Here is an 18,271-nt window from a genome sequence, read left to right as displayed (position 1 = left end):
ACATGGATACCGCGACCGCCGTCCTTCCCGCCGCCACCGCGCTGCACGACGTCCTCTACCGGCCCGAGACCGCCCGCCTCCACCAGCGGTGGCGCGACCTCATGGGCACGGCCGAGTTCGCCTACCCGGAAGGGCGGGCGCACCAGGAGCGCGTGCTGCGCTCCTACCGGCTGCTGCGCATCGTCAACGACAGCATCGGCGACCCGCTGGCCTTCGCCGCGGACGCCGAGCAGCTCGCGATGATGCACGAGTGGACCGGCGCCGTCGACGGCGGCCTGACGGCGGTCGCGGGCATCCACTACAACCTGTTCCTCGGCAGCCTGCTGGACCTCGACTCCGGCGGCCGGGACCTCGGCGAGTTCACCGCGCTCCGCCGCACCGGCACGTTCCTGTGCACCGAACGCGCGCACGGCAACGACGCCGCCCGCATGGAGACCACCGCGACCCGCGGCCCCGACGGCTTCGTCCTCCACACCCCGCACCCCGGCGCCGCCAAGTTCATGCCGAACACCGGTCCCGCCGGCGGACCCAAGTCCGGCCTGGTCGCGGCCCGGCTCGTCATGGACGGCGACGACTACGGGGTCCACCTGTTCCTGACTCCGCTCAGCGACGCCGCCGGACCGCGCCCCGGCGTCCGCGTCGAAGTCCTCCCCGAGACGTTCACCGGCGCGGTCGACCACTGCGCCACCACCTTCGACCACGTGCGCCTCCCGCACGACGCGCTCGTCGGGCCACTGCCCGAGCACCGCTCGGGCGGCAGCGGCCGCCAGCGGTTCCTGCGCGCGATCGGGCGCGTCACCACCGGGAAGCTCTGCATGAGCGCGTGCGGCGTCGGCGCCGCCAAACTCGCCGTGACCCGCGCCGTCCGCTTCGCCCACGAGCGCACCACCGCCGGTGTCGCCCAAGGCAGCACGGTCACCCTGTTTGAGCACCGCGCCCACCAGACCCGCCTCATGGACGCCCTCGCCACCACGTACGCGGTGACCGCGCTGCACCGGCTCGCGGTCCGCCGCTGGACCGACGCCACCGACGAGACCCGCACGGAGGCCGAACGGCTCGTCGCCGTCGCCAAGGGCTGGAACACCTGGCGCAGCCGCGCGGTCGTCATCGAGTGCCGCGAGCGCTGCGGCTCCCGAGGCGTGTTCCGCGCCAACGGCTTCGGCGACCCGATGGCGAACCTGGAGGGCCCGGTCACCGCCGAGGGCGACAACCTCGTGGTGTGGAGCAAGGCCGCCGGGGAGCTCGTCCTCGGCCGCCGGTCCCGCCCCGAGCGCGCCGTCGTCGCCGCGGACCTGGACGACCCGGAGCACCTCCAAGACCTCCTGGGCGCCATTGAGGACGGCTGGCACCGCCGCGCGGGCCGCCGCCTCCGCGACCGCACCGCCCGCACCCCGCAGGAGCGGTGGAACAACGCCGTCAACCCGGCCCTCGAACTCGTGGACGCATACGCCTGCCGCCTCGCGGGGGAGGCGCTCCTCGGCATGGCCGCCGACGCGGCGACCGCCGAGGCCCGGGGGATGCTGCACACCGTCCACCGGCTCTTCGCCTTCCGCCGGATCGCCGCACACGCGGGACCGCTCCTGGCCGCGGGCCGCCTCACCGCCGACGACGTCGAGGACCTGCCCGACCTGTGCGACGGCACGGTCATCGACCTCGCCGCTCACGCCCTGCCGCTGGTGGCCGCGTTCGGCGTCGACGGCGCCCTCGCCCACCCGCTGACCTGACGGCACCGGGGCCCGGCCAAGCGGCCGAGCCCCGGATTCCCCTTGCAGGTCAGCGACAGTCGACGCCCTCATACCGCAGCGTCGCGACCCCGGTCGAGCCGTCAGCGTCCGTCACGGTCACCGCGACCTCGCCGTCCCGCACCGAGCGGGCCCGCGTCGGGACCTGGAGCCGCGCCCGCTCACCCGGACCGAGCTCGCCGATGCGCCGGTCCCCGTACGGAGTGGACACCTCGACGAGCAACGGCTCACCCCCGTCGCTGCTCAGCCGGATCACCAGGTGCGCCTTGCGTCCCTTGCACTCCATCACGGCGACCGCGTCGAGCCACGCCTCCGGCGCGGGTGCGAACACCGCCGTGAGCGTGGTGTCCCCTGGCAGCGCGAACACGTACCGGGCGTCGGTCGAGACGACCTCACCGGAACCGTTGCGCCACTCGGCGAACCGCGAGCCCGCGGCCGCCTCGGCCACCGCCGTCACCGTCGCGCCGGTCTCGTACCGGCCCGGCGCGACCTCGCTGCCCTCGATCGCGGCGGTCCCGCCGCCGTCGGTCGCGACCGTCAGCGCCGAGGTCGCCATGTTGATCGCCATCGGGTTCACGATCACCACCGGACCCCGGCTCGTCGTCCCGTTGTAGCGCATCAGGTTGACCACCGTGACCGCGCTCGACGCGTCGGCGTCCACGGTGAACCCGCCCGGCCCGAGGTTGTCCGTGCCCAGGTTGAACGCCGTCACCGTCGCGCCGTCGCTCGCCGCGATCCCGTCGTGCGAGCCGTACGCGAACGTGTTGCGCACCTCCAGGCCCTCGGCCCCGATCGCGCGCACGAGCACCTCGCGCTGGCGGCTGACGCCGTCGATGACCTGCGCGAAGAGGTTCGCCTCCTCGACCCAGCCGGGGATGCCGTACGCGTTGCGGGTCATGACGTTGCCGTTGGACAGGACGCCGTCCACGACGCCGTCCGAGGCCCCGTCGACGCGCACGCCCTCGGACAGGAAGATGCCGAGCACCCGCCGCACGAGGAACCCGTCCGCGTCGGCGGTCATGTCGATCGCGTTCCAGGCGTTGTCGAGTCCCACGTTCACCGCGTACACGCCCGGGGCGTCGCCCCGCACCGCGAACGGGTACGCCACGGCCCCGTCCTCTGACGCCGGGTTGTTCTCCGGGAACAGGACCCGCAGGCCCCGCACCCCGGCGTCCGCACCGGCGAGGGTGACGACCGCGGGCGCTTCGAGCGCGGCCTCCACCGACGCCTCGTCGGCGCCGTCCTGGCGGCCCTCGTAGGCCATGAGGACCGTGCCGGACGACTCCACGAGCGAGGTGCGGTTCGGCACCGCCGAGGCCCCGCGCAGCTCGACGCCCGCGGGCACGCTCAGGTGCCCGCGCACGGTGTACCAGCCCGCGGGCAGGTACACGACGCCGCCGCCGGCCGCGCCCGCGTCGTCAAGTGCGGCCTGGATCGCCTCCGTCGCATCGAATTCCGCGAACTGCTTCGGCGTGCGCGGCACGTCGTACGGCTCGGCCGTGACGTCGAAGAGGAGTTCATCGGGCCGCGGCGCGTCGCGCGACTCGGTGAGCGCGGGAACGTCCTCCGGGCCTGCGAGGACCCGCACCTCGCCTTCGAGCGCACCGTCCACTTCGGTGTCCGTGAGGTTCACATACCCGTCGGAGTCGTTGCGCACCGCGGCCTCCGAGCCTTCGAGGACGCTCGACGCGAACGACGAGCCCCACCGCGCGTCGGAGTCCTCCACGAGGACCGCGACATCCGTGTCCACGATCTCGGCGTCCACGAAGACCCCCGTGAACGAGGCCCGCGGGCCCTTGACCGCCTTGATGCCCACCGCGTAGTCGGCGGCGTGCAGCCCGGTGAACTGGTCCCATTCCAGGTCGGCCAGCACGAAGCCGGTGCCGTGCGCGCGGGTCCACGCGTCCAGGACCTCCCGGTCGGGCGCGTTGTACACCGCGCCCGCCCCGGCCCAGTACATGTTGTCGAACCGCACGTCCTCCCACACGCCCACGTCGGCGCCGTTGTACCCGGCCGCGCCCTCGAAGAGGACGGTGCCGGACACGTTGCGCACGTTCGCGAGCTCGTGTCCCTGCGCGCCGGGGCCCTCGCCGCGGTCGTTGGGCGTCGTGGAGATCCCGATGCCGCGGTAGGAGTTGAGGAACGTGACGTCCTCGACCGTGCCGAGCATGTAGTTCTCGTTGCCGATCCACGCGAGCCCGGGGATCTCCACGGTCCACCCGTACGGCACCGGGTCCGCGGCGTTCTGCCCCGGGTAGTACGTGGTCAGGCCCACGACCCCGGCCGAGCCGCCGACGCGCAGCAGCGCCGGACCGTCCTCTCCGGACGGCAGGCGCGCTTCGAGCACCGTGCCCAGGCCCTCGGGCGCGTCGGGGTCGCCGAGCGGCTGCTCGTTCAGGTCGCGGTGGTCGCCGCGCAGCGTGCAGTACGCGAACACCTCAAGGGTGTCGCTCACGACGTAGGTCCCCGCCGGGGCCCACACGGTGCCGCCGCCCGCGTCGCGGCAGACGGCCAGGGCCTCCTGGACCGCGGCGGTCGAGTCCTCCGCACCGGTGGGGTCGGCCCCGAAGTCGGTGACGTCCAGGTCCGCGACCACGACGTCCCCGCTCGGGAAGACCGTGTCCGCGATGCCCGGCTCCAGCGTCACGTCCGCGGTGTCGCGGACCTCGAACGCCCTGAGCCCGTAGGCGCCCCGCTGCGTCGCACGCTCGTCGAGCGCGAGCCGCACGTACCGTGCCTCGGTCTCCTCGAAGCGCGTGCGGATCGGCCCGCCGCCGAGCGCCCCGGAGGTCGCCACGGTGGTGAACTCCTCGCCGTCGCCGGACACCTGCACGCGGTAGACGTGCGCGTAGTCCGCGGTCCAGTCCGCCACGACCTCGTCGAACACGGTCGGCGCGCCCAGGTCCACCTGGACCCACGCGCTGTCCTCGTCGCGCCCGGACACCCACGCGGACCCGGTCCCGTCGGTGACCGCGCCGGGCTCGCCCGCGCTGGTGGAACTCGCGGTCGCCGCCGCGTCGCGGGCCAGGTCGGTCGTCACCTCGGAGGCGAGGAACGCCTCCAGGGCGTCTTGCAGCGCATCGATCGCCGCGTCGATCTCGGCCTCCGTCGCATCAGGATCGTCGAGGACGGCCTGCGCCGCCTCGATCGCCTGGTGCAGTACGGCTTTCGAGCCCGCCGGGTACTGGCCGTCGCGTCCGCCCTCGCGGGCCGCGTAGTGCGCGATGTCGGCCTGCTCCACGAGTTCGCGCAGCCCCACGGCCGGGTCGATCCCGCGGGGTACCACGGTCACAGCGAGGCCGTCGAACCGCACGTCCTCAGTGGAGCCTTCGACCGAGACGCGGAAGTCGGACCCGTTGGAGCGGTTGGTGAGGATCGCGTCCTCCAGCAGCCACGACTGCGAGCCCCACGACCCGTCGTCGCCCAGCTCGCGCCGCTCGGACGGCTTGAACATGTCGGGGATGGTGTCGCCCGGCGAGTCGTATTGCAGGAACAGCGATCCGCCGCCCTCCTGCACCGTGGCGTCGACCAGCACCCGGTCGGTCGTGTCGAGCGCGTACGTGTTCGAGACGTTCGCGTAGACGAAGTTCGTGCCCTGGGCGCGGCCGGTCTGCCAGTAGCCGCGGTCCCCGTCGGTGCCGGTGACGAGCCCGGCGGTGTCGTCGCCCGCGCGGACGGCGATCCCGTGCTCGGCCACGGTCGGGCCGAGGTCCACGCTGGTCCCTTGGGTCACAACGCGGATCGATGCGACGGTCAGGTCCCCGTCGGCGGCCGCGAGCGCGACCTCCGGGTCCGCGGCGGCGTCGAGCGCTCCCGCGGGGAGGGCGACGACGGTGGTGGTCCAGCCGTCCCCGTCGCCGTCCTCCTCCGCGGTCCCGGCGTCGAGTGCCTCGGCGCCGCTCGTCGCTACGACGACCTCTCCCGCGAGGTGGTCGACGACGAGGTATCCGGGGGTGCCGGCGAGCCGGTCGACGTACTCGTCGGCGAGGTCGAGCGCGAGCCGCTCGGCCCCTGCGGCGGTGTCGGTGCGCCAGTACTCGCGCCCCGCCTGCTCACCGGTGGCCTGCGCGTCCGCGGTCGGGGTGGTGGCGACGGCGATCCCGTGCGTCCGGGGGACTTCCGACAGGTCGGCGCCGACTCCCGTCGGGTACCGGTCGACCTGGACTGTGGGGGCGGCCGCGGCCGGGAGCACCGGCCACGTCACCGCCAGTGCCAGAACCGCGACGGCGACTGCCGCGCGGCGGGGTATCGGGTGGATGCCCATCCTGATGACCTCTGTTCTCGGACAGCTCTGTCCGGGGATGCGCCGACCGCCGCGCCGCACGGATGGCAGGGGGCGGCGCGGGGTCGGGAATGCGGGTGGGGGACGGCGGGGGCGCCGTGTGATCCGTTGGGGGAGGGACGGTCAAGGTGTCGCACACAAACTAACTCCATGAGAGTTACTAAGTCAAGCAATGATCGACGGCCGTTCGAGACGCGACGGTGCGGGGCCCGGAGGCGCCGCCGGGCGCGCTGGTGGTGCGCGCCCGGCGGTCGGGGGTCAGAAGCCGGAGTTGCCGGGGCCCCTGATGACGTTGAAGCCGCTGGAGGCGTTGAGACCTCCGGAGGCGGCCCCGGTGACCTCGGTGTACGAGAAGTTCGCGGAGCCGGTCGCCTGGATCTCGATGCCGTAGGTGCCGGCACCGTCGATGATGACGTCCTCGAACGTGGTGTTCTGGATCGTGCGCTGCCAGCTCATGAGGACGCCCGCGTACGTGCTGTCCTCGATCACCAGGTTCCGCACGGTCACCGGAGCGGTGATGTCGGAGGTGTCGGCGTAGATCCACAGCGCGCCGAACCGGCTGTCCCAGTTCGGTTCCAGGCCCCCGGCCCGCACGAGGGTGTTGCCCTCGACCAGGGTCTCGCCGCTGAACGGCACGGGGCTGAAGCGGGTGCTGACGGCGATGCCCGCCGAGGCCGTGACGGTGTCGGCGACGCGGTTCCCGGTGGCGCTGTTGCCCTCGCCGCCGTAGATGGCGATGCCGTTGGCGAGGTTCGGGGTCTGGACGGTGTTGTCGCGGAACGCCGAGTTCGCGACGGCGGTCCCGTTGGACCACATGGCGAGCGCGTCGTCCCCGGTGCCGCGGATATGGCTCTGCTCGACCACGGTGTTCCGCGTGCCTCCGTTGAGGTGGATGCCGTCGGCGAAGGTGTTGCGGACCCGCACGCCGGTGACGGTGAGCCCGTCGGTGCCGTTGTGGATCCACAGGCCGACCTTGGCGTGCTCGATCCACACGTTGGACACGGTGGACCCGGGCCCGAAGACGCCCTCGATCGCGGTGTCGGTGGTGATCTGGTCATCGGGGTCGCGGTAGCGCACGTCGCCGTCGAACATGAAGTCCGACAGGCGGACCTGTCCGCCGGTGGGCTCGATGCCGCCGCGGCCGTTGACGCCCTCCAGCACGGAGTGCCACGGGCCCGCCCCGCGGACGTCCGTCCCGTTGACCTGGACGCGTTCACTGATCTGGAAGCGCCCCTGCGGAATCCACACGGTCCCGTTGGATCCCGCGGCGCTGATCGCGGCGCGCAGCGCGGCCGTGTCGTCGCCGCCGTCGCCCGGGACGGCCCCGTGCGCGGTGATGTCGACGGCCCCGGCGGGGGCGCCGATCGGCGCGGCGACCTGCTCGGTGTCGACGAGGTCGATGACGTACGAGGACGCGGTGGACGCCGCGTCCTTCTCCAGGCGCAGCACCGTCCCGGCGGGGAGCGGGTCGATGCGCACGCGCGCCTCGTCGAAGAAGCGGTGCGCGAGCCCGTCGCCGGGGTTGTTGCTGAACGGGTAGGCGCCGTACACCCACGAGTACGCGCTGGTCAGGTCCAGGTCGGTGAGCTTCTCGCCGTCGGCGTAGAGCCCGAGCCCGGCCGAGGCCCCGGCCCCGTTCGCGGAGTCGGGGATCGAGTAGCGCACGACCAGGGAGTCGGTCGGCTCGGTCAGCGTGAACTCGACGTACTCGCCCGTGGCGTCGAGCTGCACGGCCCGGCGGCCCGACGCCTCGGCGGGCACGGTCCGGTAGGTCCGGTCGGGCCCGAGGACGGTGGCGTTCGTGGCCGCGTCCTCGGCCTCGTACTCGGTGTACGGCAGGTCCGCGCCCTCGCCGCCCGTGGCGCCGCCGGGCCCGCCCGGGTCCTCCCCGGCGGTCACGGCGAGGCGGTCGAGGTTGACGTTCCCGGAGTCGCTCGCGTCGAAGCGCACGGCGACCTGGTTGGCCCCGGCGTTCAGGTTCACGGCGGTGGTGACGGTGCCCCAGGACGCCCACCCGCCGGTGGCGGGGAGCGCGAGCTGGGTCGCCTTGGCTCCGTTGACGTAGAGCGAGAGGGTCATCCCGACCCCGGTGCCGTTGGCGTACCGCAGCTCGACGTCGTGGGCGCCGGCCTGGGCCGCGGTCACGGCGAAGGCCGCCGCGGCGGTGCCCTTGTTGCCGTCGGTGAGCCCGCCGACGTAGCCGGTGCCGGAGTACCCGGCGTGCTCGGTCTCGACGCGGGCGCCGCCGCTGAGGGCGGCGTTCTCGGCCTCGATCACGGTGTCGGCCGCGGCGGCCGGGGCCGCGCCGAGCCCCAGGAGCAGCGGGAGCGCGAGGAGCGCGGTGAGCAGGAGTCTGATGCGTCGCTGCATCGTGGTCGTCCCTTCCGGCAGCCGCCAGCGAGCGGCCGCCTATCGACGAACGTTGAAGTATTCGATGGAGTATCGATGATGTACGTGCAGGTGAGGAATGGTTAAGCGCTAAACCTTCGGCCGAGCGTAACGAGGGATGTCAGACTTGTCAATATCGCGGGTCCGCGCACCGCGCCGCCCGCACCGAAGGGAGTGCTCCTTGCACCTCACGTTGAAGGACATCGCCGCCGAGGCCGGCGTCAGCGCCGCGACGGTGTCCAACGTGATCAACGGCAACCGGGCCCGCGTCTCCGCGGACACCCGCGACCGCATCCTCCGGATCGTGGAGCGCCGCGGCTACGTCCCCAGCGCGCCCGCCCGCAGCCTCGCCGCCCGCTCCTCGCGGATCATCGGCCTGCTCGTGCCCGCCGCCGACCAGGACAGCCTCACCCTCAGCCCCCACACCGCCGGGATCATCGGCATGCTCGAACGCGAGCTGCGCCGCCACGACTACCACCTCCTGCTGCGCGGCATCGCCCGCCCGGCCGAGGTCACCGAGGTGCTCAGGTCGTGGAACCTCGACGGGGCCGTGCTCCTCGGGTTCCTCGACGCCGAGATCGACCGGCTCAAGCGCCGCTCCGTCGGGGACGTCGCACTGGTCGCCATGGACGCCTACGCCGACAACCCCCTGACGCTCGGCGTGCGCTCCGACGACCGCGAGGGCGGGCGCCTGGCCGCCCGCCACCTGCTCGGCCTCGGCCACCGCCGCATCGCCTTCGCGGGCCCGGCGTCCTCGGCCACCGGCGTGGTCCGCCGCCGCTACGAGGGCTTCCGCCTGGCCTTCGCCGAGACCGGCACCGCATGGGACGAGGACCTGCGGCTCACCGTCGACACCACGCACGCCTCCGGCCGCGAAGCGGGCCTGCGCCTCGCCGCCGAACACCCTGACGCCACGGCCGTCTTCGCCACCGCCGACGTCCTCGCGATCGGCCTCATGGAGGGCCTGGCCGCGGCGGGCCGGACCGTCCCCGGCGACGTCTCCGTGGTCGGCTACGACGACATCGACATCGCCCGCTACGTCGCCCCGAAGCTCACCACCGTGGCCCAGGACCTCCAGGCCAAGTCCGCCGCGGCCGTGCGGCTCCTGCTCGACCGGCTCGCGGGCGGCGCGCCCCCGGACGCGGCCGTCACGCTCGACGTGCGCCTGATGCTGCGCGGCACCACCGCCCCGCCGCGCACACCGGAGCCGACCTCCCGATAACGGAGTCCTGCCGTACTCCTGCCGGTGTTTCGCCTTGCGATCAGCCGTTCCGGTCCGCAGAATGGGCGGACCTACAGAGTTGGAGACCTCCAGTGTTCACGAAGCTCATGAAGCGCGCAATGGTCGTGTGCGCCCTGACGGCGTCCATCATGGTCGGACTGACGGCCCCGGCGCAGGCCGCGAACAAGACCATCATCCTGAGCGACAGCGACGGGCGCCAGCTCGGCTACATGGTCTTCTACGACGGCAGCCCCGACAAGTTCAAGGTCTGCGACACCCAGCGCGACGGGTACTCCGTCACCGGCCGCGTCATGCGGGGCAACGCCATCCTCGGCGAGACCTCCGACGGCAACGACAAGGGCTGCAACACGATGGCCTTCCGGACCTCCGGCACGCAGATGCGGCTGTGGTGGAACGGCCCCGGGAACATCCACACCTTCGCGAACATCTAGACCCGGCGCGGGACGGGGCCGGGGCCGACGTGACCCCGGCTCCTAATGTTGCGGTCATGCCAATGCACTTCGTCACGCACGGGACCGGGACCCCCGTCCTCGCGATCCACGGCTGGACCCCCGACCACCGCCTCATGACCGGCTTCCTGGAGCCGTTCTTCACCCGCCGCGCCGCCGCGCACCCCGGCGGGCCCTCCTACCGGCGCCTCTACCCCGACCTCCCCGGCATGGGGCAGACGGAGATCACCGAGAAGTACCAGGGCACGGACGACATGCTCGACGCCGTCCAGGGCTTCGTCGACCACATGGTCGGCGACGCCCCGTTCCTCCTCGTCGGCGAATCGTACGGCGGCTACCTCGCCCGCGCCGTCGCCAACGCCCGCCCCGACCAGGTGCTCGGCCTCGCCCTGGTGTGCCCGATCGGGAAGGAGGCCCGCCGCTCCCGGCGCACCCTCCCGCCCCACACCGTGATCGCCCGCGACCCCGAGCTCATGGCCGGGCTCCTCCCCGCCGACGCCGCCGCGTACGGCGACCTCGCGGTCGTGCAGTCCCCGGAGACGTACCGCCGCTTCCGCGAGGAGATCGCGCCGGGCCTGGCGCTGGCCGACGACGAGGGCCTGGTGCGGGTGGCGCGGCGATACGAGCTGACCGCCTTCCCCGAGTCGGGCGCGCCGTTCGAGCGGCCGACCCTCATCGTCACCGGCCGCCAGGACGACAACACCGGGTACGCCGACGTCTATGCGCTGTTTGAGCACTACCCGCGCGCGACCTTCGCCGTCCTCGACCGCGCCGGGCACAACCTCCAGCTCGAACAGCCGGTCCTGCTGGACGCCTTCCTGGACGAGTGGCTCGACCGCGTCGAGGAGGGCGGCGGCGTTTCCCGGTAACGCCAGTACCTCCCTCCTTTGCGGGAGCCGCCGTACGGTGGAGGCATGGACCGAAGCCAGGACGCCAGCGAGTTCCTCAAGTCGCGCCGCGACCGCCTCACCCCCGACCGGGCCGGGGTGTTCGGGTCGCCGCGCCGCCGCGTCCCCGGCCTGCGGCGCGAGGAGGTCGCGTTCCTAGCCGGGGTGAGCGTGGACTACTACGTGCGCATGGAGCGCGGCGACCTGCGCGGCGTCTCACCCGAAGTGCTCGACGCGCTCGCCCGCGCCCTCCAGCTCGACGAGGCCGAGACCGCCTACCTCCACGACCTCGCCGCCGCGGCCGGCCCCGGGGCGCGCAGGCGCCGCGAGCCGCCCGCCGAGGGCCCGCTGCGGCCCGGGCTCCGGCAGTTCGTCGACGCCGTCACCGGCGCCGCGGTGACCGTGCAGAACCGGCCCGGCGACATCGTCGCGTCCAACGCGCTCGGCCGGGCCCTGTACGCCCCGGTCTTCGACAGCGCCGCGGGCCGCGGCAACACGGCCCGGTTCCTCTTCCTCGACCCCGCCGCCCGCGCGTTCTGGCCCGACTGGCGGCTCATCGCCGACCAGAACGTGGCCTCGCTGCGCTCCCTCGCGGGCCACCACCCGCACGACCGGTCCCTGACCGACCTCATCGGCGAGCTCGTCACCCGCTCCGACGAGTTCCGCGTCCGCTGGGCCGCCCACGACGTGCGCTTCCACCGCACCGGCGTCAAGCGCCTCCACCACCCCGAGGTCGGCGACCTCGAACTCGCCTACGAGGCGATGGACCTGCCCGCCAGCCCCGAACTGCGCCTCACCGCGTACACCGCCGCGGCCGACACGCCCAGCGCCGAACGCCTCGCCCTCCTCGGCAGCCTCGCCGCCTCGGCCGAGGCGGACGACACCAATGTGAGGACCGGCCGCGTCGGCGAGCGCGAACCGTAGGGGAGTAGCGCCAGTCCCTCCCGGGCCCGTTGAATCCTCCGTAGCGTCGGTGCCATGAGCGAGAACGACACGCACACCACGCTGAACAACGGCCTGCGGATGCCCCTGCTGGGCTTCGGCGTCTTCCAGACCCCGCCCGACGAGACCCGCGAGGCGGTCGCCGAAGCGCTCCGTGTCGGTTACCGGCTCGTCGACACCGCGGCCGCCTACGGCAACGAACGCGAAGTGGGCGAGGCGATCCGCGCGTCCGGGCTCGACCGCGACGAGGTCTTCATCGAGACGAAGGTCTGGATCTCCGACTTCGGCTACGACGAGACCCTCCACGCGTTCGACAAGTCCGCCGGGAAGCTCGGCGTCGACACCCTCGACCTGTTCATCCTCCACCAGGCCCTGCCGACCGACTTCGACAAGACCGTCGCGGCATACCGGGCCCTGGAGACCCTCCTTGAGGGCGGCAAGGTCCGCGCGATCGGCGTCTCCAACTTCATGCCCGACCACCTCGCCCGGCTCATGGAGCACGCGACCGTCGTCCCGGCCGTCAACCAGGTCGAGGTCCACCCGTACTTCACGCAGCCCGCAGTGCAGGCCGCCGACGCCGACCGCGGCGTCCTCACCCAGGCGTGGTCCCCGATCGGCGGCATCACCGCCTACCGCGACACCGGCACCGGCTCGGTCTTCGAGGACCCGACGATCACCGCGATCGCCGCCGCCCACGGCAAGACCCCGGCGCAGGTCATGCTGCGCTGGCACCTCCAGGCCGGCCGCTCGGCGATCCCCAAGTCCGTCAAGCCCCACCGCATCGCGGAGAACTTCGACGTCTTCGACTTCGCCCTCACCGCCGACCAGACCGCCGCCATCGACGCCCTCGACACCGGCATCCGCGGCGGCCCCGAACCCGAGGCCGTGACCCTTGAGACCTTCGCCAGGGAGATCCCCGAAGCCTGACCCGGCCGCGCTGAGAAGGCCGACCGGAACCGGCCGCCGCCCGCGCGGCGTGTCCGGGAGGCCCTCGGCCGCGGCGTCCCGTGGCCGAAGGCCGCTTCCGTCTCATGGCGAGGTCAACGCCTCGGTCGGGGACATGCGGGCGGCCTTCACCGCCGGGTACAGGCCCGCGACCGCGCCGATGGCGGCGGTCGCCGCCACGCCGCCGCCGAGGGCCCAGGCGGGGACCGTCGGGGGCCAGTCCTGCCAGGTCGCATAAGCGGCGGTGATGAGCGCGCCCAAGGCGACCCCGCCCGTGCCGCCGAGCAGCGACAGGAGGAGGGACTCGGCGAGGAACTGCCGACGCACGTCCGCGCGCGTCGCACCGAGCGACCGGCGCAGGCCGATCTCGCCGCGCCGCTCCAGGACCGACACGACCATCGTGTTCGCCACCCCGACACCGCCGACGAGCAGTGCGACCGCGCCGATCCCCAGCAGCAGGCCGGTGAACGACGCCTCCGCGGCCTCGGCCGCCACCAGCGCGTCCGAGGGCCGCGAGACCTCGACCTCCTCCGGATGCGCCGGGTTCGCCGTCGCCCCGAGCACCGACTGCACGTCGCCCACCGAGGTCTCCGCGGCCCGCGTGTACACCTCCGTGGCGTGCAGGTCGAAGTCCAGATAGGCCGCGGCGGCCTCCCAGCCGATCAGGGCGGCGTTGTCGAGTTCGGGCGCGAGGTCCACCGGATCGAGCACGCCGACCACCGCGAACCACTGCCCGCCCAGCCAGATCTGCACGTCCGGACCGGCCTTTACACCGAGCGAGGCCGCGGCGTCGGCGCCGAGGACGGCGGCCGGGAAGTCCCCGGCGGCGCCGTCGATCCACTGCCCGGAGGCCAGCGAGGCCCCCACGACGTCGAGCAGGTCGCCTTCGGCGGCCTTGACCGCGATGCCGCCCGACTCGTTCGCCGGGATCAGGTCGGTCCGGTACACCTTCGCGTCCGGCACCGTCCCGGTGGCCGCCGCCGACTCGACCGGGCCGATCCGCTCGATCATCGCGACCGCCTCCAACGGCAGCTGCGACGCGCCCCCGAACAGCGCCTGCCCCGGCGCCACCGTGAGCAGGTTCGTCCCCAGCTCGTCCAGCTTCCGGTCGAGTTCAGCGGAACTCGACGACGAGATCCCCACGACCGCCGTCATCGCCGCGATGCCGATCGCGATCCCGATGGCCGACAGCACGACCCGCAGCGGGCGGGACCGCAGGCCGTGGACGCCCACGCGCAGCAGGTCAGTCCAGCGCATCGCGCACCACCCGCCCGTCGCGCATCTCGATCCGCCGCGGCAGCCCCGCGGCGATGTCCCGGTCGTGGGTGATGACCACGACCGTCGTCCCTCCCTCGTGGAGGCCCCGCAGCAGCCCCATGACCGCCTCTCCGGAGCCCGAGTCGAGGTTCCCCGTCGGCTCGTCGGCGAGCAGCAGGCGTGGCCCGCCGACGATCGCCCGCGCCACGGCGACGCGCTGCCGCTCACCGCCCGACAGCTCGTGCGGGTGGTGCCCGACCCGGTGCGACAGCCCCACCCGGTCGAGCGCCGCCGCGGCGGCCTCGCGGCGCACCGGCCGCGCCGCGCCCCGGTACAGGAGCCCGTCCGCGACGTTGTCGAGCACCGGGACCCCTTGCGCCAGATGGAACTGCTGGAACACGAAGCCCAGCTCGGCGGCCCGCAGCCGCGATAGCCGCCGGTCCGACAGGGACGAGACGTCCTCGCCCGCGACCCGCACCGTTCCCGATGTGGGGCGGTCGAGCGTCCCGGCCAGGTTCAGCAGCGTCGACTTCCCCGACCCCGAAGGGCCGACGATCGCGACGAGCTCGCCGTCGCCGATCGACAGCGTCACCCCGTCAAGGGCGGTCGCGCCCGGGTACGTCTTCGTGACCTCCTCCAACTCCACGACGCTCACGACGGCACCGCCACGGCCATGCCCGCCTCCAGGTCGCCGTCGACCTCGACGCGCCCGTCCGCGAACACGCCCGTCTCGACCGGCACCAGGGCCGTCGAACCGCCGTCCACGACCTCGACGCCGTACCCGCCCTCGCGGAGGGCGAGCAGCGCCTCCACGGGCACCGTGAGCACGTCCTCCCGGGTCTCCGCCACCAACTCCACCTCGACCGGCGCCGACACCAGGTCCCCAAGGGCCGCTTGATCCTCCACGGCCACGGTCACCTCGATCGTCTCCGGCTCCTCCGCGCCCTCCTCCTGCGACCCGGACACGGTCTGCCCGACCGCGGACACCGTGCCCGCGGTCTCGGCCCCGTCCGGCAGCGTCACCGTCACGGCCTGGTCCACCGCGACCAGGTCCTGGTCGGCGATCGCCAACTGCACTGTGACCCGCCGCTCCCCGGAGGTGTGCGTCAAGATCGCGCCGTTCGCCGGATCGCCCACGGCCGCGACCTGGTCGGCGATCCGGACCGGCTCCGGCGAGAACAGGACGTCCCCGACGGCCACGACCCCCGTCTCCTCGGCCCCGCTGTCCTCCTGCCACTGCTCCGCGGCATCCGCGGTCGCGTCCGTGTACGCGTCGTCCTCGGTGAACCCGCCGTAGCCGAGGTCCGCGAGGTTCGACTCCAGTTGCGCCACATCGGGACCCTCGACCCCCGGCGCCAGGTCCCGCCACAAGGGCAGGCTCCCGGCCAGCGCCAGCACCGGCGCATTGTCGACGTCGTACACCGCGTCCCCCGCGCCGATGACGGTCCCCGGCTCCGGCAGCCACGTCACGACGCCCGGCTTCGCGCCGTTCAGCGTGCGCGCCTCTCCGTACGAGAGGGTCCCGACGACCTCCTCCGAACGCGCCATGTCCTGGCGCTCCACCGTCGCCGTCGCGCCCGGCTGATCCGCGGCCGCCTCCGGTTCGCCCCCGGTCCAGTACAGCGCCCCGGCCGCGGCCAGGCCCGCCGCCGCGACCGCGCCGCCCGCGATCACCGCGGTCCGCCGCCTCACTGGCCCCGCACCTCTCCGAGGACGTCCTGGCACGCCTCGATCGCGGCGTCCCACTCAGGGTCCGCCTGCCCCTCCTCCAGGAGGGTCGGCCCGAAGCCGTCCTCGCCCGGGTCGGGCATGTCCTCGACCCCGTTGTCGCGCATGCACTGCGAGAACTCCAGCAGAGACGCCTGGACCTCCGGGTCGTCCAGGTTCTGCTCGCCCGAGGCCAGGTGGTCCTGGCACGCCTCCACCGCCTCCGGCTGGTCCTCCATGATCTCCCGCAGCTCCTCTGCGCCCGCGAAGCCGCCGTCAGGGTCGGGGTCGGGGAAGTCGATCCCCTGGTCCCGCATGCATTCCGCGAACGCCTGGAGGGCCTCCTCCTGGCTCAGCTCCTCATCCGTGGCCTCTTCTGACGCGGTGCCGCCGGCGCTGGCGACCTCGTCTTCGGGTTCGTCGCTACAGGCGGCGATCAGCGCCAGGGCCGACATCGCGACCGCGGCGAGCAGTACTCGTCTCATCTGGGGTCTCCTTCGTTCGTGGACCGACGCCGCAAGTGAAGCCGCGGCCGCATGTGGTCTCCGTCAGCGGCAGCGCTTACGCCGCCCTTACGCCGGGCCGGGCACAATCGGCTTCGACGGGGAAGGAGCCGTGATGCGAGTACTGGTGGTGGAAGACGAGCGGATGCTCGCCGACGCGATCGCGAAGGGCCTGCGGGGCGAGGGCATGGCCGTGGACGTCTGCTACGACGGGGACGCCGCGCGGCTGCGGCTCGCCGCCTACGACTACGACGTCGCGGTCCTCGACCGGGACCTGCCGCGCGTCGGCGGCGACGAGCTGACCAGGAAGGTCGTCGCCGGGCCGCACTCGACCCGGGTCCTCATGCTCACCGTGTCCTCCGGGATCGACGACCGCGTCAACGGGCTGGCGCTCGGCGCGGACGACTACCTCGGGAAGCCGTTCGCGTTCGCGGAGCTCGTCGCGCGGGTCCGCGCCCTCGCCCGCCGCGCGGCCCCTGCAGCGCCGCCCGTGCTCGAACGCGCCGGGATCACCCTCGACACGGCCCGCCGCCAGGTCTTCCGCGGCGGCCGGTACCTGCCGCTGTCGAAGAAGGAGTTCGGGGTGCTCGCCGAGCTCATGCGCCCCGGCGCGGCCGTGGTCTCCTCCGAGCGGCTCCTGGAGAAGGTGTGGGACGAGCACATCGACCCCGCCACCAACGTCGTGCGCGTGACGATGATGACGTTGCGCCGCAAGCTCGGCGACCCTCCCGTCATCGAGACCCTGCCCGGCTCCGGGTACGTCCTCAGGGAGGCCCCGTGAGGCTCCGCACGCGGCTCACGCTCTGGTACGGCGGCGCGTTCTTTGCCGCGGGGGCCGTGCTCATCACCGTCGTCTACCTGATCGTGCGCGACCGCGTCGCCGCGAACCTGCCCGCCCCCGACGACTCGATCGAGTACCTCGTCCAGGCCCGCGCCCAGCTCGGCATGACCGAGGAGCAGCTCCTGTCCCTCATCGACACGGTCGTCCAGCGCCAGCAGGACGCCAACGACGCGACCCTCCGGGCGGTCCTGTTCGGCTCGGTCGTCGCGCTCGCCGTCGTCGGCCTCCTCGCGGTCGTGTTCGGGTCCCTCATCGCCGGGCGCGTGCTGCGCCCGATTGACGACATCACCGCCACGGCCCGGCGCGTCGCCGACCGGTCCCTCCACGAGCGCATCAACCTCGACGGCCCGAACGACGAGCTCAAGCGCCTCGCGGACACCTTCGACGGGATGCTCGCCCGCCTCGACCGCGCCTTCGAGGGCCAGCGCCGCTTCGTCGCCAACGCCTCCCACGAGTTGAAGACCCCTTTGGCGATCAACCGGACCCTCATCGAGGTCGCCGCCGCCGAACCGGACGCGGACCACCGCGTGCGCGGCCTGGCCGCGAACCTCCTCGCCGTCAACGAGCGCCACGAGCGCCTCATCGACGGCCTCCTCACGCTCGCCGAGAGCGACCGCGCCCCCGCCGACCCGGTCCCGGTCGACCTCGCCGACATCGCCGCGCACGTCGCCGCCCAGTTCGCCGCCGAAGCCGCCGAAGCCGAAGTCGCCGTGACGATCACGGCCGCCGAAGCGGTCGTCAGCGGCGACGCCGCCCTCCTCGAACGCCTCGTCACGAACCTCATCGCCAACGGCATCCGCCACAACCACCCCGGCGGCACCCTCGCCGTCGGCACCGCCACGATCGACGGCCGCGCCCGCCTCACGGTCGCCAACACCGGCCCCGCGGTCGCCGCCTACGAGATCGACGCCCTCTTCCAGCCGTTCCGCCGCGGCGAGGGCCGCGACCGCATCGAGTCCGTCCGCGGCGTCGGGCTCGGCCTGTCGATCGTGGAGTCCGTGGCCCGCGTCCACGACGCGACCGTCGAGGCGGTCCCGAACCAGGGAGGCGGCCTCTGGATGACGGTGACCTTCCCTTAGTCGCGA

General features: G+C 73.3%; 14 protein-coding genes. 8 read left to right on the top strand and 6 right to left on the bottom strand.

The features are described 5' to 3' along the window. The first annotated feature begins 2 nt into the window (after positions 1-2). Positions 3-1,724, top strand: coding sequence for an acyl-CoA dehydrogenase (locus AB0A65_RS24260; protein WP_359954704.1), 1,722 nt, complete (start codon positions 3-5; stop codon positions 1,722-1,724). Positions 1,725-1,773: 49 nt separating this feature from the next. On the opposite strand, the gene AB0A65_RS24255 is transcribed toward AB0A65_RS24260, so the two are convergent. Further along, positions 1,774-6,006 carry a glycosyl hydrolase family 28-related protein gene (locus tag AB0A65_RS24255; protein ID WP_359954702.1) on the bottom strand — a complete coding sequence of 1,411 codons (4,233 nt, stop codon included), beginning with the start codon at positions 6,004-6,006 and terminating at the stop codon, positions 1,774-1,776. A 276-nt stretch (positions 6,007-6,282) separates the two neighbouring features. Beyond that, complete coding sequence (locus AB0A65_RS24250; protein WP_359954700.1) at positions 6,283-8,394, bottom strand: right-handed parallel beta-helix repeat-containing protein; 2,112 nt, start codon at positions 8,392-8,394, stop codon at positions 6,283-6,285. A 199-nt stretch (positions 8,395-8,593) separates the two neighbouring features. Between AB0A65_RS24250 and AB0A65_RS24245 the strand changes: the two genes are divergently transcribed. From AB0A65_RS24245 to AB0A65_RS24225, 5 genes are all read left to right on the top strand, one after another. Further along, positions 8,594-9,634 carry a LacI family DNA-binding transcriptional regulator gene (locus AB0A65_RS24245; protein ID WP_359954698.1) on the top strand — a complete coding sequence of 347 codons (1,041 nt, stop codon included), beginning with the start codon at positions 8,594-8,596 and terminating at the stop codon, positions 9,632-9,634. A gap of 92 nt (positions 9,635-9,726) precedes the next feature. After that, positions 9,727-10,086 carry a hypothetical protein gene (locus AB0A65_RS24240; protein WP_359954696.1) on the top strand — a complete coding sequence of 120 codons (360 nt, stop codon included), beginning with the start codon at positions 9,727-9,729 and terminating at the stop codon, positions 10,084-10,086. A 56-nt stretch (positions 10,087-10,142) separates the two neighbouring features. Then, on the top strand, positions 10,143-10,973 hold the full coding sequence (locus AB0A65_RS24235; protein ID WP_359954694.1) for an alpha/beta hydrolase: 831 nt from the start codon (positions 10,143-10,145) through the stop codon (positions 10,971-10,973). Between the two features lie 45 nt (positions 10,974-11,018). After that, positions 11,019-11,915, top strand: a complete 897-nt coding sequence (locus AB0A65_RS24230; RefSeq protein ID WP_359954692.1) for a helix-turn-helix domain-containing protein — start codon at positions 11,019-11,021, stop codon at positions 11,913-11,915. A gap of 54 nt (positions 11,916-11,969) precedes the next feature. After that, positions 11,970-12,860, top strand: coding sequence for an aldo/keto reductase (locus AB0A65_RS24225; protein WP_359954690.1), 891 nt, complete (start codon positions 11,970-11,972; stop codon positions 12,858-12,860). A 102-nt stretch (positions 12,861-12,962) separates the two neighbouring features. Here AB0A65_RS24225 and AB0A65_RS24220 read toward each other — a convergent pair whose 3' ends face one another. Genes AB0A65_RS24220 through AB0A65_RS24205 form a run of 4 tightly spaced genes read right to left on the bottom strand, consistent with a single transcriptional unit; the run spans position 12,963 to position 16,327 of the window. Beyond that, on the bottom strand, positions 12,963-14,135 hold the full coding sequence (locus AB0A65_RS24220) for an ABC transporter permease (RefSeq protein ID WP_359954688.1): 1,173 nt from the start codon (positions 14,133-14,135) through the stop codon (positions 12,963-12,965). Beyond that, positions 14,122-14,790 (bottom strand): ABC transporter ATP-binding protein, encoded by a 669-nt coding sequence (locus AB0A65_RS24215; protein ID WP_359954686.1) that lies wholly within the window; start codon positions 14,788-14,790, stop codon positions 14,122-14,124. The genes AB0A65_RS24220 and AB0A65_RS24215 overlap by 14 nt, the downstream gene beginning before the upstream one ends. Beyond that, positions 14,787-15,827 (bottom strand): peptidoglycan-binding protein, encoded by a 1,041-nt coding sequence (locus AB0A65_RS24210; RefSeq protein ID WP_359954684.1) that lies wholly within the window; start codon positions 15,825-15,827, stop codon positions 14,787-14,789. The genes AB0A65_RS24215 and AB0A65_RS24210 overlap by 4 nt, the downstream gene beginning before the upstream one ends. Further along, a complete protein-coding gene (locus AB0A65_RS24205; RefSeq protein WP_359954682.1) occupies positions 15,824-16,327 on the bottom strand; it encodes a hypothetical protein in 504 nt (167 codons plus the stop codon). Before AB0A65_RS24205 ends, AB0A65_RS24210 begins: the two co-directional genes overlap by 4 nt. 133 nt (positions 16,328-16,460) lie before the next feature. Here AB0A65_RS24205 and AB0A65_RS24200 point away from each other — a divergent pair, with 133 nt between their 5' ends. Then, a complete protein-coding gene (locus AB0A65_RS24200; protein WP_359954680.1) occupies positions 16,461-17,126 on the top strand; it encodes a response regulator transcription factor in 666 nt (221 codons plus the stop codon). Then, the gene (locus tag AB0A65_RS24195) at positions 17,123-18,265 is read left to right on the top strand and encodes an ATP-binding protein (protein WP_359954678.1); all 1,143 of its coding nucleotides are present in this window, start codon (positions 17,123-17,125) and stop codon (positions 18,263-18,265) included. The genes AB0A65_RS24200 and AB0A65_RS24195 overlap by 4 nt, the downstream gene beginning before the upstream one ends. The last annotated feature ends 6 nt before the right edge of the window (positions 18,266-18,271 follow it).

The sequence above is a fragment of the Glycomyces sp. NPDC047010 genome (assembly GCF_040644205.1).
Lineage (GTDB): Bacteria > Actinomycetota > Actinomycetes > Mycobacteriales > Micromonosporaceae > Glycomyces.
Note: the sequence above shows the minus strand (reverse complement) of the source record. Positions and strands in the feature narration are given on the sequence as shown.